General features: G+C 52.0%; 15 protein-coding genes. 5 read left to right on the forward strand and 10 right to left on the reverse strand.

Annotated elements, in window-relative coordinates:
- Positions 1-7: 7 nt before the first annotated feature.
- Positions 8-688, reverse strand: coding sequence for a DedA family protein (locus A7Q03_RS05590; protein ID WP_067448055.1), 681 nt, complete (start codon positions 686-688; stop codon positions 8-10).
- Between the two features lie 27 nt (positions 689-715).
- Entirely contained in the window at positions 716-2,047 is a 1,332-nt protein-coding gene (gene glmM, locus A7Q03_RS05595; protein WP_067448057.1) for a phosphoglucosamine mutase, read from the reverse strand.
- A gap of 396 nt (positions 2,048-2,443) precedes the next feature.
- On the opposite strand from glmM, the gene A7Q03_RS05600 reads away from it, so the two are divergent.
- Positions 2,444-2,974, forward strand: a complete 531-nt coding sequence (locus A7Q03_RS05600) for an inorganic diphosphatase (RefSeq protein ID WP_003824323.1) — start codon at positions 2,444-2,446, stop codon at positions 2,972-2,974.
- Positions 2,975-3,091: 117 nt separating this feature from the next.
- On the opposite strand, the gene A7Q03_RS05605 is transcribed toward A7Q03_RS05600, so the two are convergent.
- A complete protein-coding gene (locus tag A7Q03_RS05605; RefSeq protein ID WP_067448059.1) occupies positions 3,092-3,607 on the reverse strand; it encodes a MarR family winged helix-turn-helix transcriptional regulator in 516 nt (171 codons plus the stop codon).
- A 304-nt stretch (positions 3,608-3,911) separates the two neighbouring features.
- Between A7Q03_RS05605 and guaD the strand changes: the two genes are divergently transcribed.
- From guaD to A7Q03_RS05620, 3 genes are all read left to right on the forward strand, one after another.
- Complete coding sequence (gene guaD / locus A7Q03_RS05610) at positions 3,912-5,213, forward strand: guanine deaminase (RefSeq protein WP_067448061.1); 1,302 nt, start codon at positions 3,912-3,914, stop codon at positions 5,211-5,213.
- A 90-nt stretch (positions 5,214-5,303) separates the two neighbouring features.
- Positions 5,304-6,542 carry an MFS transporter gene (locus A7Q03_RS05615; protein ID WP_067448063.1) on the forward strand — a complete coding sequence of 413 codons (1,239 nt, stop codon included), beginning with the start codon at positions 5,304-5,306 and terminating at the stop codon, positions 6,540-6,542.
- Between the two features lie 173 nt (positions 6,543-6,715).
- A complete protein-coding gene (locus A7Q03_RS05620) occupies positions 6,716-7,927 on the forward strand; it encodes a nitrate/nitrite transporter (RefSeq protein ID WP_067448065.1) in 1,212 nt (403 codons plus the stop codon).
- A gap of 90 nt (positions 7,928-8,017) precedes the next feature.
- Here A7Q03_RS05620 and A7Q03_RS05625 read toward each other — a convergent pair whose 3' ends face one another.
- Together A7Q03_RS05625 and A7Q03_RS05630 are read right to left on the reverse strand one after the other, a co-directional pair.
- Positions 8,018-8,674: a triacylglycerol lipase gene (locus A7Q03_RS05625; protein ID WP_067448067.1), complete on the reverse strand. Its 657-nt coding sequence runs from the start codon at positions 8,672-8,674 to the stop codon at positions 8,018-8,020.
- Positions 8,675-8,678: 4 nt separating this feature from the next.
- Positions 8,679-9,035: an STAS/SEC14 domain-containing protein gene (locus A7Q03_RS05630; RefSeq protein WP_067448069.1), complete on the reverse strand. Its 357-nt coding sequence runs from the start codon at positions 9,033-9,035 to the stop codon at positions 8,679-8,681.
- Here A7Q03_RS05630 and A7Q03_RS10725 point away from each other — a divergent pair.
- Complete coding sequence (locus A7Q03_RS10725) at positions 9,034-9,162, forward strand: hypothetical protein (protein WP_255361306.1); 129 nt, start codon at positions 9,034-9,036, stop codon at positions 9,160-9,162. The genes A7Q03_RS05630 and A7Q03_RS10725 overlap by 2 nt on opposite strands.
- A 191-nt stretch (positions 9,163-9,353) precedes the next feature.
- Here A7Q03_RS10725 and clpP read toward each other — a convergent pair whose 3' ends face one another.
- From clpP to A7Q03_RS05655, 5 genes are all read right to left on the reverse strand, one after another.
- Positions 9,354-9,974 carry an ATP-dependent Clp endopeptidase proteolytic subunit ClpP gene (gene clpP, locus A7Q03_RS05635; RefSeq protein ID WP_064084091.1) on the reverse strand — a complete coding sequence of 207 codons (621 nt, stop codon included), beginning with the start codon at positions 9,972-9,974 and terminating at the stop codon, positions 9,354-9,356.
- A gap of 97 nt (positions 9,975-10,071) precedes the next feature.
- A complete protein-coding gene (gene tig / locus A7Q03_RS05640) occupies positions 10,072-11,376 on the reverse strand; it encodes a trigger factor (protein WP_067448071.1) in 1,305 nt (434 codons plus the stop codon).
- A 367-nt stretch (positions 11,377-11,743) separates the two neighbouring features.
- Positions 11,744-13,381: a SulP family inorganic anion transporter gene (locus A7Q03_RS05645; protein ID WP_067448073.1), complete on the reverse strand. Its 1,638-nt coding sequence runs from the start codon at positions 13,379-13,381 to the stop codon at positions 11,744-11,746.
- A gap of 272 nt (positions 13,382-13,653) precedes the next feature.
- Positions 13,654-14,907 (reverse strand): M48 family metallopeptidase, encoded by a 1,254-nt coding sequence (locus tag A7Q03_RS05650; RefSeq protein WP_067448075.1) that lies wholly within the window; start codon positions 14,905-14,907, stop codon positions 13,654-13,656.
- A gap of 560 nt (positions 14,908-15,467) precedes the next feature.
- Positions 15,468-16,583: a phospholipase A gene (locus A7Q03_RS05655; RefSeq protein WP_067448214.1), complete on the reverse strand. Its 1,116-nt coding sequence runs from the start codon at positions 16,581-16,583 to the stop codon at positions 15,468-15,470.
- Positions 16,584-16,604: the final 21 nt, after the last annotated feature.

Here is a 16,604-nt window from a genome sequence, read left to right on the forward strand (position 1 = left end):
TGCAGCCTTATTCGGCAGATTGATTTTGCTGTTTGCTGCGTTCGGCCTGCCGCTTTTGGCGCATTTCCTGCAGCTTGGCGTGGAAAAATTGGCGGCGGCGGCGTTTGCGCTGCCAGAAGTAGAACAGCACCAGTGCGCCGATGCCGATGATCACATAAAGTATGTGCTGGAACTGGTGGGCTTTCATGAGCAGCCAGTCTTTGTTTGCAGCGCCGTAGTGGCCGAGATACACCCAGGCGGGCACAGAAATCAGGGAGGCGAGACCGTCCATAATCAGCCAGCGCCAAAATGAGATCCGGCCGCTCATGCCGGCAGTGATGAAGATGGGGGTGCGCAGGCCGGGCAGGAAACGGGCCACGAATAATACCCAGCTGCCGTGTTTGTCGAACTTTTCCTGCACTTGCAGGTAACGTTGCGGCGGCATCAGACGTTGGACGAAGCGGGCTTTGAGGATGCGGTCGCCGTAGAAGTGGCCGAGCAGGAACATCATGCCGTCGCCGGTGAGCACGCCGATCATGCCCACCACCACCATAATGTGCTCATTGCTGTGGCCGAGGCCGGAAATCACGCCGCCGGCAATCAGGGTGATGTCTTCGGGAATGGGAATGCCGAAACCGCAGGCAACCAACACCACGAATACAGCGGCATAGCCGTATTGGGTGAACAGGGCTTCTAGAATGTCCAGCATGGTTGTGGGTGTTCCTGTGAGTTGCTGTTATTTTTGACGGATGCTGTCGGCAATGCGTTCGGCGCAGCGCTGCGCAAGCTTGGTGTCGCGTGCTTCCACCATCACGCGTACCACGGGCTCGGTGCCAGAGGCGCGCAATACCACGCGGCCGTGCCCGGCCAATTCGGCTTCCACGGCCTGCAGCTCGGCGGTGGAGGCGGCTTGCCAATCCTGCTCTTTGCTGATGCGTACGTTAATCATGGTTTGCGGGAAGGGCAGCCAATCTACGGCAGCGGCCAAATCCTGATCCAGCGTTTGCAGTGCAGCCAGCACTTGCAGTGCGGCAATGGTGCCGTCGCCGGTGTTGTGTTTGTCGAGGCAGAGGATGTGGCCGCTGGCTTCACCGCCCAGCTGCCAGCCGTGTTGGTGCAGCTGTTCCAGCACATAGCGGTCGCCCACTTTGGCGCGGCAGAATTCGATCTTGAGCTGCGCCAAGGCCAGCTCCATCGCCATATTGGTCATCACCGTGCCGACTACGCCGCCAACCAGCAAACCGGCTTTATGGCGGGCGCGGGCAATCACATAAATCAGCGAATCGCCGTCGTACACTTTGCCTTGTTTGTCCACCATCATCAGGCGGTCGCCGTCGCCATCGAGCGCAATGCCGTAGTCGGCCTCATTTTGCAGCACGGCGGCTTGCAGGGTTTTGGTGTAGGTGGCGCCGCATTTATGGTTGATATTGAAACCGTTGGGCTGATTGCCGATTTCGATCACGTCTGCACCCAGCTCGTGGAACACTTTAGGTGCCACGTGATAACCGGCGCCATTGGCGGTGTCCACCACCAGCTTCAGCCCGCGTAAATCCATATTGGCGGGGAAGGTGGATTTGCAAAATTCGATGTAGCGGTCGTCTGCGCCGCTCACGCGTTTGGCTCGGCCGAGGTGGTCGGAGGAAACGGTGTGCATTTCCTGTTCCAGCTGCTGCTCGATTTCCTGCTCGATTTCATCAGACAGCTTCATACCATCTTCGGTGAAGAATTTGATGCCGTTATCGGCATAGTGGTTGTGGGAGGCGGAAATCATCACGCCGGCAGAAAGGCGCAGCGCGCGGGTCAGATAGGCCACGCCCGGGGTAGGCAGCGGGCCGGTTTGGATAACATTCACGCCGGCAGCGGTGAAACCGGCCACCAGCGCGGTTTCCAGCATATAGCCGGAGATGCGGGTGTCTTTGCCGATGAGCACGGTGGGTTTGATTTCATCGTCGTGCTGGGTCAGCACTTGGCCGGCTGCATAGGCCAGCTTTAATACGAAATCGGGCGTAATCGGAAATTTGCCCACTTCGCCGCGCACACCGTCCGTGCCGAAATATTTTTTTGCCATCGTGAAATCCTTTGTAGTAGCCGCTTGCAGGCCGAATGAGCGAATTGTAAAGCAGCACTCCTTCTTATGCCAGCATTGCGGCGGTTAAATCGGGCAAACCTACGGCGCAAAAGGCATTTGAATGGCGGCAATCAGTAGGCGGCAAAGCATTCGGCAATGAAGTTTATATCCAGCCCAAAGGCTACCTGAAAAATTAGAGCGGCGCAGAAACTCGCACTACATTTTGATTCGTTGAAGTTTTGCTTTCAGGTAGCCTTTGCCTGAATGGTGCATGTGTTACAGCGAAGCAGGCTAAGGTGGGATTATTGCCCGTTTAGAACGGCTATATATAGATTATGCCAGCGATGGTCGCTATAATCGGGTCTTTCAAACCGTTCAAGCACAGAAGGAAAAACCATGGCAGACTTCAATAAAATTCTCGACGCCGGCGATGTAGACGGCGGCATCATCAATGTAGTGGTGGAAATTCCGCAAGGCTCCAACCAGAAAATCGAATGGGACCGCAAAATCGGCGCAATGAAACTCGACCGCATTGAGCCGCAGATTTTTGCCAAACCCACCAACTACGGCTTCATCCCGCAAACTCTCGATGAAGACGGCGACGAACTCGACGCCCTGATTATTACCGATCTGCCGCTGCCCACCGGCATCTACATGGAAGCCAGAGTGATCGGCGTGATGAAATTTGTGGACGACGGCGAAGTGGACGACAAAGTAGTGGTGGTGCCTGCCGACGACCGCCACAACGGCAATGCCATCAAGACTTTGGCCGATTTGCCGCCGCAGCTGATCAAGCAAATCGAATTCCACTTCAATCACTATAAAGACCTGAAAAAACCCGGCAGCACTAAAGTTGGCCACTGGGGCGACATTGAAGAAGCCAAAGCCGTTATCCGCGAATCGCAAGCCCGTTGGAAAGCGCAGTAACCTTGTGCTAGAGGCTGGCTGAAAAGGCTACCTGAAACGTAGAAACCCGTTGTTCTGAATAAGAGAACAGCGGGTTTTTGTTTTTTCAGGTAGCCTGATTTGGTGAAGGATGGTTGCTTATTTATTCTTTTCTAAGTCCTTGGATAAGGTGATCAATAGATCACGGAGTTGTTGATACTCTTGGAAGGATAGGTTTTTTATTGCTTTGGTTTCTATGCTTAAGTGTGAAGGGACAACTTTTTTTATCAGGGTTTCGCCCTTGGGCAACAAATTGATTAGCCAGCTGCGCCTGTCTTCTGGGTTTAAAATCCGCTGTACTAAGCCTTTTTTCTCTAGTTTATTGATTCTATTGGTTAGTCCGCCAGATGAAATCAATACTAGATCTTGTATCTGTTTTGGTGTCAATGTCTGGTTTGGCTCTCGTAACAATGCTGCCAATACATCGAATTCGCCAACTGTTAGTTTATAGTTGGCCAAGTTTTCATCTACTAATTGAGAAATAATCGAACCAATCCGAATAATCCTGCCGATGATTTCTGTGCCTGAGGTATCTAGGCGGTGGTCAAATTTCTTCCAATGGTCGGTTATATAGCCAACAACATCAATCACTTCTTTTGATTCTGCTTGAGTCATTATTTACCCCAATATTCGGTTATCTAATAAAATCATATATTAATACAAATATTTATCCAAAATGCAAGATTGCAAGCCATCGAGGGGAGAATAGGAATTATATCAAATAAAATTTGATATATATCAAATTTTATCAAGGTTTTCTTTAAAAGTCCTTATGCTGGATTGCGGTGTATTATTATTTCATATAAAATATTTTCATGCAAAGATATTTTATATGAAACTTTATTGGCTGTATGGCTTTAAAGTAATCTTTGCATAGGAAACATATAACTATTTCATACGCTTTAAAAAGGATTAAACTATGAAAACCGCTATCCGAAGTGCGATGCTTACATTCAAAAAAGACCCATTTTTTCATGAAATGGATGAATGCTTGGTATATGAATCTGATGCTGTAATTGTGATGGAAGGAGGGAAAATTACCCAAGTTGGCCGTGCACAAGATATTTTGCCTGAGTTGGATGGCGTGGAAGTAAAACGCTACACCGACAGCGTCATCATCCCTGGCTTTATCGATTCGCACGTCCACTACCCGCAAACTGAAATCATCGGTGCCTATGGCGAACAGCTCTTAGACTGGCTAAACAACTACACCTTCATCGCCGAGCAGGGGTTTAAAAATAAAGAACACGCCAGTGAAGTGGCAAAAGTATTTTTGAAAGAGCAGATTAGAAACGGTGTTACTTCCTCTACTGTTTATTGCACAGTATTCCCGCAATCGGTAGATGCCATCTTTGAAGAAGCGGAAAAATACGATATGCGGATTATGGCGGGTAAGGTTTGCATGGATAGGAATGCACCGGAAGTATTATTGGATACACCGCAGCGTGCCTATGATGAATCTTCTTCCCTAATTAAAAAATGGCATAACAAGGGGCGTGCCGAATATGTGATTACCCCCCGTTTTGTGCCTACCTCTACACCAGAACAGATGGAAATGATGCAGGCGTTAGCTGCGGAAAATCCAGATATGCTCATTCAATCGCATGTTTCTGAAAATGTGAATGAGGTGGCTTGGGTGAAAGATTTATGTCCGAAAGCCAAAGACTATACAGATGCTTATGCACAATATGGATTGGTTAGGCCGAGGGCGATTTATGGTCACGGTATTCACTTAACTGATCGGGAATTAAGTGTATTCAGTGAAACTGGTGCTGCTGTTGCACACTGCCCAACTTCTAATTTCTTCTTAGGGTCAGGTTGCCTAAACGTGAAAAAACTGCGGGATAAAAACCGTCCTGTCCACGTTGGCTTGGCAACTGACTTAGGTGCCGGTACCAGCTTCTCCATGTTGCAAACCATGAATGAAGCTTATAAAGCAGCACAAATGAACGGTACGCCATATACCTCTCTTCACAGTTTCTATTTGGCCAGCTGTGGCACGGCTGAAGCACTTGGGCTACAAGATAAAGTTGGCACGATTGCTGTAGGTATGGAAGCGGATTTAACGGTATTAAATTTGAAATCTACGCCGATTATCGACTACCGCATGAAATATGCAAAAGATTTGGAAGAGGCGTTGTTTATCCAAATGACTTTGGGGGATGACCGCGCTATTGCTGCCACGTATGTTGCAGGCAAAGAAGTCTATCGTGCCAACTGATATTTTCAGGTAGCCTATTAGAGGTTTCTTGAATTATTAGGCTACCTGAAAACGATTTTTTAGTTAAATCGGATTTTTGGAGTATTGATCATGAGTAACAAAACTGAATTTAAACTCGGCGGTACAAGAGCGTGGATCGTTTGGGTTATTGCCGTATTATTTGTGGTGTGGCTGTTCAACGTGCAAACGGGATATGCCATCGTTAACGACAGCGTATCCAAAGCGCTGAATCTGAGTATTGATCAAGTCGGCTTGATTGCTGCTACCTACACTTGGACTTTCGCTATTGCGCAAATGTTCTCCGGCGCTTTGCTGGATAAGCTAGGTAGCCGGAAAATCCTGATTCCTGCCATTACTTTGGTGATTATCGGCGTGTTCCTGTTTGCTTTTGCACAGAGTTTTGAAATGCTGCTCTTGTCGCAGGTTGTATTGGCTATCGGCTCCAGCGCCGGTTTTGTGGGCGCGGGTTATGTGGGCGGTGTTTGGTTCGGTATGGCTAAATTCGGCCTGATGTTCGGATTGGTGCAGCTCGTGGCCGCCTTGTCTTCCGCTTTCGGCCAAACTGGTTTCGACTTCGCCTTGGCTAATTGGGACTGGCGCACCATCATCACTGGCTTCGGTATCTTCGGTGTGCTGCTGCTGGTTGCTGCTGTGATGTTCGTGTGCAACCCTGCCCCGGTGGAAAGTCCAAAAAGCTCCGTTGGTGAATTTATTTCCTCTGTATTGCAATCTATTGTTGAAGTGTTGAAGAAAAGCCAGATTTGGGCCATCAGCATTCAAGGTGCAATTGTGTTCGGTACCATCCTAGCTTTGGGTGTGGTATGGGGCCCGAAGTTGTTGATTGCCCACGGAATGGATCCCAGTGCCGCCAACCACGCTACTGCCTGCCTCTGGCTGGGTCTGGCTGTAGGCAGCCCGCTGATCGACCGCATCTCTAATGCCACCAAATCACGTAAATTGCCAATTACGATTGCTACCATGGTGCAGATGCTTGTGTTAGCCGGTGCGATGTACATCGATGTAACTCCTACAATCGCCATGGTTTTGTACTTTATCTTCGGTTTCTGCAATGCCGGCCATATGCTGAACTTCACTGCTGCGTCAGACAACGTACCCCCGCACAGAATCGGTACTTCATCTTCTATCGTAAACGGTTCTATGTTTATCGCAGGTGGTATTTTGATGGGCTTGCCTGGTAAGATGTTGGCTGGCACTCAGGAAACATTGGCCGACTACCAAGCCGCTCTGCAACCTACCCTGATTGCATTGGCTGTCGCCTTGATTATTGCACTGCTTTGGATTAAAGAAAGTTTCCCGAAGCAGCAATAAATAGATAAATAAAATAGATTCAGGGGGATAGAGAAACTATTCCCCTGAATTTGCAAGAAAACAGCTAATTCCCTCCCTTCCTCGTTATCTCAACCCAACGTTCAGTCTTTCCTGATGCCGCCTGTTTGAGTGGGCAGTAAAGTACCAATTATGGAATTTTTAAAGGAACTATTATGTTTGCCAGTAAAAAAGCGTGGCTTTGTTGGATTTTAGCCGTCAGCTATGTCATTTTGATTTTTGGCTTTCAGACAGGATATGCGGTTATTAACCCAAAAATATCTGAAACATTAGGCTTGAGTGCTACAGAGATGAGCCTGATCAGCGCAACATATACTTTTTTCTTTGCATTCTTTCAGATATTTTCAGGTAGCATTTTGGATAAAACAGGTGTTAAACCAGCAATCCCATTGGCTTGTCTGTTTTTAACGATGGGTTTGGTGTTGTTTGTGCTGTCTAAATCGTTATGGGGGTTTGTATTAGCACAGATTTTTGTGGCATTAGGAGGCTCATTTGGCTTTATTGGTGCTGGATTTGTGGGCAGAATTTGGTTTTCCAGTGAAAAATATGGATTAATGTTCTCATGGGTTCAGTTTGTAGCATCGGTTTCAGCTTGTTTGATCCAGTTGGTATTTATTAAAGTTTTGGAGCATCTGCCATGGGGTGATGTTGTTATTGGTTTTTCTGTATTGGGTGGAATGATGATTCTATTGATGGCGATTTTGCTTGATAATCCAAAAAAATTAAATTTTCAGCCATTGCGTATCGAAACAGCCAGAGCTGTTATTAAGAGTTGTATAGTTGATTTGCTTAAGACAATTCATCAAAAAAAAGTTTTATTTATTATGTTTATTGGAGCGGTTTCTTTTGGGTCGATGCTCAGTTTCAGTATCGTATGGGGTAGCCGATTGCTGCAATCTTATGGAATTGGCCAAAATCAGGCGCATTTGGCAGTAGCAATGAGCTGGTTGGGTTTGGCGATAGGCTCGCCGTTGTTCAGTTATATCAGTAATTTTTTAAGAAGTAATGCAAAAGCTCTTGGAATAGGGCTGATTGGACAAACGGTTACTTTGGCAATCTTGGTTTGTTTGCAAACTAATGCATGGCAGTCTACTCCCCTTCTTTTCTTGTTCGGTATTTTTACTGGAGCATCTATGTTGCCATTTGCAATTGCTGCATCATTGGTTGATGCCAATCATGTTGGCACATCAGCAGCACTGGTGAATGGTAGTCAATTTTTATTTGGTGCAATTTTGGTTTCTATACCAGGCTACCTATTAAATCTCTATCCAGCAGCCAGTATGAGACAGATATTGCTTCCCGTATTCTTTATTTTATTAGCAACAACCTCTTGCTATGTTTTGCTTAGGAAAAAAGCAGCCAAATAAATTAGATATGATGATGCAAACCCCTTGTGATGAATAACCAACACAAGGGGTTGTTCCATGGTGGTACTCAAATTAAACAGACTCTTACCATTACTTATCCGCAGCTGCCGCATATTCAAACCGGCCGTGGCGCAGGAAGTGGGCGGTTTGTCGGGCGACGGTGGGGTCGGTGAGCATGGCGGAGTGGTTGACGGGTAGGACGAGATAGTCGTGGCAGTTGGCAGGGCGGGTTTCGGAGAGGAGGACGGTACCGTCGCCTTCGCCTTGCAAGCCGACGATTTGGCCGACGCCTAGGTGATGGTTGCCGGCGATGCAGCCGAGTTCGAGCTGGGGAGGCCAGGGCGGGAGATTGCCATCTAGGCCGTTCTGGTAGGCACCGCCGATAAGTGCAGGGGCGTAACGGTACAGCCGGTTGGCGGTTTCGCTGCCGAGATGCGGGGTGGCGAGGGTAACGCTGCGGCCGCGTACCAGTTCGGAGTAGTCGGCGGCGAAACGGCGCAACACGAGGCCGCCGAGGCTGTGGCAGATGAAGTGCAGCGGTTCTTGGTGCTGCTGGTAGTGGCGGCGGACGGTTTCGGCGAGGCGGCGGCTGTGCTGGGGCAGAGTTTGGGCGATGCTGTAGTAGCCGAAGCAGCGGCTGTGGATATTATGGCGGCGCAGTTGCCAGGCAAGCGGGAGCATCACCCAGGCATGCATATGGATGCCGTGCAGCAGGAGGGCGCGCAGCGGGGTTTTGGGCTGGTTCATGGTGTTAGCGGCTGCCGTCGGCAAGTAGCCATTTCTGGGCTTCAGCGGCATCGTTGAAATATTTGGGATGCTGGCGGGTGAGTAGGCTGGAAATATGGACGGAGAGGCGTATCCAGAGGTCGTTGGTGACGATGGCGATGCGGCCGAAGTCGTTGTCGTGGTTGTTGAGGAAGCGCAGTTGTTCGGTAGCCATGTCGATGGTGTAGTCGCGCAACAGGGATAGGTCGAGGAGGAGGTCGGGGCGGTGTACGCGTTGGAGGCACTCGAGGATGGCGGCTTCGAGGGTTTTGAAGTCTTCAAGGGTGAATTCGTTGTAGAGGGCAACGTTGAGGCCGTAGTTTTGCTGGCGGATGGAAATCATGGCAGAACTCCTGTTGAGATGGGTTTCCCGCGAGGGAGGGAGTGATACCGGCACGCTGTGGGCGCTTGCTGATTATAGTGAAATTGCCGGCAAACTGCTATGGCATGAGTTTGTATTGCCGCAATGAATGCGCTGTATGCGGGCGGCAAAAAGGCTACCTGAAAATCCACTTGGTCTATTTTCAGGTAGCCTTTTATAGCAAGCCAACTGAATTTTCGCTACAGCGTTGGTTCGCCTTGCCGTACTTCTGTATTGCTTGCGGCTTAATGCCTTGTAGCAGCAAGTCAATTTGGCTTGAGGATGGATTGAGCCGAGACTTTATTTGATGTCGCTGCGGCTGGACAACACTTGGTCGATGAGGCCGTATGCTTGGGCTTCTTCGGCCGACATGAAGTTGTCGCGGTCGGTGTCGCGTTCGAGTTCGTCCAGCGTGCGGCCGCAATGTTCGGCCAAGAGCTGGTTGAGTTTGGCTTTCAGTTTGAGCAGCTCTTTGGCGTGGATTTCGATATCGGAAGCCTGGCCGCCCAAGCCTCCGCTGATTAGGGGCTGGTGAATCATCACTCGGCTGTTGGGCAGGGCGAAGCGTTTGCCTTTGGCGCCGGCGGAAAGCAGGAACGCGCCCATGCTGGCGGCTTGGCCGAGGCACAGGGTGGACACATCGGGCTTGATGAAGTTCATGGTGTCGTAAATCGACATGCCGGCAGAAACCGAGCCGCCGGGGCTGTTGATGTAGAGGAAAATATCTTTATCGGGGTTTTCGCTTTCCAAAAACAGCAGCTGTGCCACCACCAGGTTGGCAGTTTGGTCGTTTACCGGGCCCACCAGGAAGATAATCCGCTCTTTGAGCAGGCGGGAGTAAATATCGAAGGCGCGCTCGCCCCGGCCGCTCTGTTCGATAACTGTGGGCACCAGATAGTTGTTTTCGATTGTGGGATTCATGGGATTCCTCGCGTTTATAAGGGATAATTTGGGCAAAAAGCACCTCGGCGGATACGGCCTTGGTGCTTTGTTTGCAACGAGTTTCAGGTAGCCTGAATTACTGCTGGCCCATCACTTCGTCGAAGCTCAGTTTTTTCTCGTTTACCTTGGCCTGACCCAACACATAATCCACCACATTGGCTTCTACGGCCATAGAAATCGGGCCTTCCAAGCGGCTGCGGTCAGCGAAGTACCAATCCATTACTTCCTGCGGATCTTCGTAGCTTTCGGAGAAGGTTTGTACCACGGCTTTAACTTGGTCGTCGGTCGGCTGCAGATTGTGCTTGCCCACCAGGTCGGCCAAAATCAGACCCAGTGCCACACGGCGTTCGGCCTGCTCGGTAAACAGGCTGTCGGACAAATCCACGTCTTCCGGCTTCATGCCTTGGTTCACTAGGTTTTGACGGGCGTTTGCGGCCATACGGGCAGTTTCTTCGCGCACCAGTGTTTTCGGTAGCTCGATGGGGGTAACGTCCAGCAGGGCTTTCATCACGTTGTCTTTGGTTTGCGCTTCCACGCGGCGGGTTACTTCGCGTTTGATGTTTTTCTTCACTTCTTCGCGCATTTTGGCCACGTCGCCGTCTTGGATGCCCAAGGCTTTGGCAAATTGTTCGTCCACTTCCGGCAGCACGGCTTCTGCTACGTTGCGTAGGGTGATGGCGAATACGGCGGTTTTGCCGGCCACTTCTTTGCCGTGGTAGTCGGCAGGGAAGTTTACGCTGACATCTTTGGTTTCGCCTTCTTTCAAGCCTTGGATGCCGGCTTCAAATTCGGGCAGCATCTGGCCTTGGCCGAGGATGAAGGGGTAGTTTTGTGCAGAGCCACCTTCGAAGAGGATGCCGTCGATGGTGCCGGCAAAGTCGATGATTACGCGGTCGCCGTCTTTGGCTTCGCGCTCCACGCGGTTGAAGCGGGTACGCTGGCGGCGCAGGATGTCGATGGTTTTTTCCACTTCCGCTTCGCCCACTTCGCCCACTACTTTTTCGATTTCCTGGTCGGCCAGGCTGCCCACGGTGATTTCGGGGAACACTTCGAAACGGGCGTTTACTTTGAATACTTTTTCGTCGTCTTGCGCTTCAACGGCATCAAAAGCGAGCAGGCCGGCGAGGCGGATATCTTCGGAATCCACGATTTCACCGAATTTGTGACGCAGGCTGTCGTTTAAAACTTCATCGCGGATGCTCGCGCCATACATGGATTCAATCATGCGCAGCGGGGCTTTGCCGGGGCGGAAGCCGTCCACACGGGCACGTTTTTGAGTGGCTTGCAGGCGTTTTTGTACGGCTGTTTCGATGTCTGCCCAGGACAGTTCCAGTTGCAGGCTGCGTTCGAGACCTTCCAGTTTTTCAATAGTTACGCTCATTCGTAAGACCTTGTTTTGGTGTTAATCAAGCCGATAGGCGGATGCCTGCTCGGAAAAGTTTGCACTTGGCCGGCGTGTTTTTCCGCACCGACCGTAAACGAAAGGCGCAAGTGTATCATAACTTGATGGTGCAGGCAGTATTTGGCTGAGGAATTTATGTGGCAAAACGGGTTTCAGGTAGCCTTTTTAGCGAGGGTGTGAGGCTGGTGGGAAACGGGAGGATGCGAAAGGGTAGGATGCTAAAGGGAGGCTACCTGAAAACTGGGTTGGAGTTTCAGGTAGCCTTTATTTGAACAGATTTGGTTTGAGGCTTGGCTGCTAACATGATGGTGTTGCTTTATTTTCAGGTAGCCTATTTGGTATTCCATCAACTTGCCGCTCCAGCCTTCCTTTCCGCACGCAGCATGGCGGCAGCGTCGTCGAATTCGCGGATGAAGTTGCCTTCGCCGAGCAGGGTAACGATGCCGCTGCGCTCCAGGCTGGCGCGTACTTGCTCATTGGCGCCGGTAACGATAACGCGGATACCGCGTTTTTGCAGGCCGCTGATAACGCGTTCTAGGGTGAGGATGCCGGTGATATCGATATAGGGCACCCAGCGCATCCGCAACACCACGGCGCGTGGCTGGGTGTTGATATCGGCCAGCGTGGTTTCGAATTTTTCCATCGCGCCGAAGAAGAAGGGGCCGTTCACGATAAACATCAGCACGTTATCCGGCAGGACGGCAGCATCGCGGCTGTGTTCTTCCTTGCGCACTTCTACCGCTTTGGCCATCTGACCGATAAAGTGCAGGGTGGACAAAATCACGCCGATGTTCACCGCCACCACCAAATCCACCAAGATGGTGAGGAAAAAGGTGATGAAAAACAGAATATAGGCAGCACGCTGGGCGCGGCGCAGGATGTGCAGGCAGCGTTTGGGCTCGCTCATGTTCCAGGCTACCTGAAACAGGATGGCAGCCAGTGCGGCCAAGGGAATATCGGCGGCCAGCGGTGCGGCCACGAGCAGAATCAGCGCCAATGTGAGGGCATGGATGATGCCGGCCAGCGGGCTGTTGCCGCCCTGGCGGATATTGGTGGCGGTGCGGGCGATGGCGCCGGTGGCGGCGAACCCGCCGAAAAATGGTGTGATGATATTGGCCAGCCCTTGGCCCACCAGCTCCTGATTGGCGCTGTGGTGCGTGCCGGCCATGCCGTCGGCCACCACGGCGGAGAGCAGCGATTCAATCGCGCCGAGCATGGCGATGGTGAAGGCAGGCAGAATCAGTTTGGCAGTTTCGGCTGTTGCAAAATTGGGCAGGGAAAAATGTGGCAGGGCGCGCGGAATGGCGCCGTAGGCCGAGCCGACGGTGGCCACGCCTTCAAAGTGGAACAGGCTTTGCAGCACGGTGGCGCACAGCAGCACCCACATCGGCGAAGGCAGGCGGCGCAGCAGCGGCACTTTGGGCATCAACAACAGCAGCGCAAGTGAAAACAGCCCCAGTGCGGTGGTGGTGGGGTGGAGATGAGGCAGACTTTGCAGCAGCGACCACAGCTGTTGGTGGAAATGCTCACCGCCGGCTTTGGGCAGGCCGAAAAATGCTGCCCATTGCCCCACAAAAATCACCACGCCGATGCCGGCAGTAAAGCCCATAATCACCGGCATGGAGATAAAGCGGATCATGCCGCCGAAGCGGAATAGTCCCATAAACAACAGTATGATGCCGGCGAGGATGGTGGCAATTTGCAGGCCGTCGAAGCCGAATTTGGCGGTGATGCCGGAGAGAATGGCGATAAATGCGCCGGTGGGGCCGGCAATCTGCACGCGTGAGCCGCCGGTCACGGCCACAATCACGCTGGCTACGATGGCGGTGTAAATCCCCTGTTCGGGTTTCACGCCGGTGGCGATGGCAAAGGCCATGGAAAGCGGCAGCGCCACCACGCCCACAATAATGCCTGCCACAATATTGTTCGCCCAATGGGTGCGGCCAAGCAAACCGGCGCGGCGGGCTTCTATCCAAGCAATCATGTTTGATTCCGTGCGCTTCTGTAAAAATATGTGAATTGTACGCTTGTGAGATGGGAATGACAAAGGTTACCTGATTATCAGGTAGCCTTTGTTTGCAGTAATCCGGTTTGAATGGTGCGGGGAGGATGCTGAATTATTAAAAACGGATAAGGTGTTTGCATAGGCAGCTGGTTGCCTGGGTTGATAGGCCGACGGCAAGGCTACCTGAAACTTTCGCTGAGTGAAGGCAGCGTTTTCAGGTAGCCTTTATTTTGCTAAAGCAGCCTAGGCTTTCAGCTAGTCTGCCCGCTCTGCCGCAGGGCGGCGATGCGTTCGCGGGCGTTGGGATGGCTGTCGTACCAGCGGGCATACCAGCGATCATTTACCAGGCTGGCGGCATTGCTGCGGTAGAGTTTGATCAGTGCAGAAATCAGGTCTTCGGCATGGGTGTGCGCGGCGGCGAAACGGTCGGCTTCAAATTCGTTGCGGCGTGAGGAAAAGCTGCCCAACGGGGCGAAGGGGAAAGAGAGCACAGGCAGCACCAGCATCATCAACAGCAGCGCCATGGCGTGGCTGGGATAGGCCACGCCCAAACCGTGATACACGGCGGCAAAGTGGATGATTTGCCCAAGCGCAAACAGCACCAAGAGTGCGAGCAGGAAACGCACGGCGATTTGCTTCACGATATGGCGGTGTTTGAAATGCCCCAGTTCGTGCGCCAACACGGCTTCAACCTCCTGCGGCTGCATGCCTTTGAGCAGGGTGTCAAAAAACACGATGCGTTTGTTTTGGCCGAGGCCGGTGAAATAGGCGTTGGCGTGGCCGCTGCGTTTGCTACCGTCCATCACGAAAATGCCGTTGCTGGCAAAGCCGGTGCGCGTGAGCAGATTGGTGATGCGCTGTTGCAAGTCTTCATCGGCCAGCGGTTCGAAGCGGTTGAACAGCGGGGCAATCCATTTGGGAAACGCCCACAGCATCAGCAGCGAGAAACCGAGCCACAACAGCCACACCCACAGCCACCACGCATTTCCAGCCGCGCCCATCAGATAAATCACGGCATACAGAAGCGGAATGCCGATGGCCGCGCCCAACAGCAGGCCTTTGATTTGGTCGGCAAAGAAAGTGCCCAAGGTCATGTTGTTGAAGTCGAATGCGGCTTCCAGCCGGAAGCTGCGGTAGAGCGCAAAGGGCAGGGACAGCAGGCTGCTAGCCAGCGAAAACAGCACCACCAACAGCACGCCTTGGTTTAACGGCGAGGCGGCAAGGCGGTTGGCTGTTTCTGCCAGCAGATTCAGCCCGCCGCCGAGGGTAAACATCAGCAGCAGCAAGGTTTCATACAGAATATGCCAACGCGAAAACCGCTGTTTGGCCAGCGCGTAGTCGGCGGCTTTTTGGTGTTCTTCCAGCGAAACCACGTCTTTGAAATCGCGCGGCACGCGGCCTCGGTGCGGCAGCACGACGCGGCTCTGGCGCAAAGAGAGCAGCAGTTGCAGCAGGGTGGAAAAGGCGGTAAAACCGAGAAAGAGGTAAAACACGGTGGCGGACATGGGCTGCTCCGAGTGGAAAACGGGCGGCAGTATAGTGGGATTTCTGATAAAGAGCTATGGCACTCGCTTGATTTGCTGTAATGGATGCATAGTGCATGGCTGGCTGATTTATGTTTGAAAAGAATGATTTGTTTTGTTTGGATTCAAATGCTTGGCAAATCAGTGGAAATTTGTGCGATGGAAGCAGGCAAAAAAGCGGCACATATTGAATATGTGCCAAATCTACAAAGGAGAAATAGAGGAGAAACTTGTTAAGCGGTCTCCTTGACCACCCAACAGTAATGCATTATAGGGCGGCCTAAAAAGGAAGGCAAGGCTAATACTATGATTTAACCTGCTTTTTCTGGATTGTAAGTAAGTGTGAATGTAGAATGCTAGCAGCATGAAACTAAAACAGAAATTAAATATACTGATTTATTCGAAATTCGGATTGTATATGGATTTAGGATGGATGTCGGTATTTTATGGCTGCTATATGCAAAATGCTGTGTGCAAATAATACACTAATTTTTCAGGTAGCCTGTTTGGATAGAAAGCTACCTGAAAAATATGAGTGTGGTTTAGAAAGCATCCCAATCGTTCAGCATCACGCCCAGGCCGATGCTGTTGTGTTTGTGGTTGTAATCGAGCAGGCTTTCTCCGTAGCCGTGGAAGGCTTGCACATAGCCTTTGAGTCGGCCGGCGATGGGGAAGGTGTAGTTCAGCTGCAGGCTGCCTTTGCTGCTGGCAGGATTGTAGCGGGCGAGGGCACCGAGGGTTTGGCGGTCGTTGAAGCGGTAGTACATCTGCAAATCGCCGTAGCCCATGTAGCGGTTGATGTTGGAGTTGTCGTCATCGTCGCTTTTTTCGGGAATGCGCCACCACAGGCGCGGCACCACGGTGAGGTTGCCCCATTCCATGCCGGCCATGGCGTAGATGCGGTTCCAAGAGCGGGAAAGTGGGTCGCTTTGGCCGTTGGACTGGTGTGCGGCACCAATGCCGAGCATACGCAGGCCGCCGCCGCCAGGCAGAGCGGCTTTCACGGGCTGGGTAAGGAAGATTTCGGGCTCGTAGTCGGTGTTGCGGAAGGGGGAGGACATGGAGCCTTTATATACTTGCCAGTGGGAAACTTGAGTGTAGCCGAACCAGAGGTCAGCGTTGGTGCCGAATAGGTCTTGTAATAGCTTGGTTTTGAAGGAAATCTGCATTTTGGCTTCAACGTGGTTTTGGCGCTGCTGCTCGGGAATGGCGGAAGTGTGTTCGGGGGAGGAGGGGTTGCGGTTGGGCGAGCTGTTGTACCAGCCGGGCAGCAGGTAGAGCGGGCGGTGGGCACGCACGCTGAGGATGCTGGATTCGTGGTTTACGTCTAAATCGTAGGCGAGGCTGAGCGGGCTGAAGGCCTGCGGCTGGGTGGGGGCGGCAGGGGCTTCGGTGAGCACCACCTTGGGTGTGCTCTCGGCCTGGCTTTGCTCGATGCTTTGTTTGATGTCGATGGCGGCTTTGGTGTCGGCGGGAGCAGATAAGGGCTGGGTGGGCGGAAGTTGTGCACCCATGCTGTGGTCGTAGCAAGCAAGGCGGGCGGCGGGGTCGCCGATTTGGGTACAGGCCAGGGCGCCGGCGGGGGCTTGGGTTTGGGCGGCGCTGTGGGCAGAAACGAAAAGGACGGTGGCGATGAGGGGGAGGCGGGATGTTTGCATGATGGTTGGGGTGTGAAACGT

The sequence above is a fragment of the Eikenella sp. NML99-0057 genome, assembly GCF_001648535.1.
Taxonomy (GTDB): Bacteria; Pseudomonadota; Gammaproteobacteria; order Burkholderiales; family Neisseriaceae; genus Eikenella; species Eikenella exigua.

Coding starts and splice junctions, on each gene's coding strand:
- A7Q03_RS05590 (WP_067448055.1), bottom strand. CDS start 688: ATGCTGGACATTCTAGAAGCCCTGTTCACCCAATACGGCTATGCCGCT.
- glmM (WP_067448057.1), bottom strand. CDS start 2,047: ATGGCAAAAAAATATTTCGGCACGGACGGTGTGCGCGGCGAAGTGGGC.
- A7Q03_RS05600 (WP_003824323.1), top strand. CDS start 2,444: ATGGCAGACTTCAATAAAATTCTCGACGCCGGCGATGTAGACGGCGGC.
- A7Q03_RS05605 (WP_067448059.1), bottom strand. CDS start 3,607: ATGACTCAAGCAGAATCAAAAGAAGTGATTGATGTTGTTGGCTATATA.
- guaD (WP_067448061.1), top strand. CDS start 3,912: ATGAAAACCGCTATCCGAAGTGCGATGCTTACATTCAAAAAAGACCCA.
- A7Q03_RS05615 (WP_067448063.1), top strand. CDS start 5,304: ATGAGTAACAAAACTGAATTTAAACTCGGCGGTACAAGAGCGTGGATC.
- A7Q03_RS05620 (WP_067448065.1), top strand. CDS start 6,716: ATGTTTGCCAGTAAAAAAGCGTGGCTTTGTTGGATTTTAGCCGTCAGC.
- A7Q03_RS05625 (WP_067448067.1), bottom strand. CDS start 8,674: ATGAACCAGCCCAAAACCCCGCTGCGCGCCCTCCTGCTGCACGGCATC.
- A7Q03_RS10725 (WP_255361306.1), top strand. CDS start 9,034: ATGGCAGAACTCCTGTTGAGATGGGTTTCCCGCGAGGGAGGGAGTGAT.
- A7Q03_RS05630 (WP_067448069.1), bottom strand. CDS start 9,035: ATGATTTCCATCCGCCAGCAAAACTACGGCCTCAACGTTGCCCTCTAC.
- clpP (WP_064084091.1), bottom strand. CDS start 9,974: ATGAATCCCACAATCGAAAACAACTATCTGGTGCCCACAGTTATCGAA.
- tig (WP_067448071.1), bottom strand. CDS start 11,376: ATGAGCGTAACTATTGAAAAACTGGAAGGTCTCGAACGCAGCCTGCAA.
- A7Q03_RS05645 (WP_067448073.1), bottom strand. CDS start 13,381: ATGATTGCTTGGATAGAAGCCCGCCGCGCCGGTTTGCTTGGCCGCACC.
- A7Q03_RS05650 (WP_067448075.1), bottom strand. CDS start 14,907: ATGTCCGCCACCGTGTTTTACCTCTTTCTCGGTTTTACCGCCTTTTCC.
- A7Q03_RS05655 (WP_067448214.1), bottom strand. CDS start 16,583: ATGCAAACATCCCGCCTCCCCCTCATCGCCACCGTCCTTTTCGTTTCT.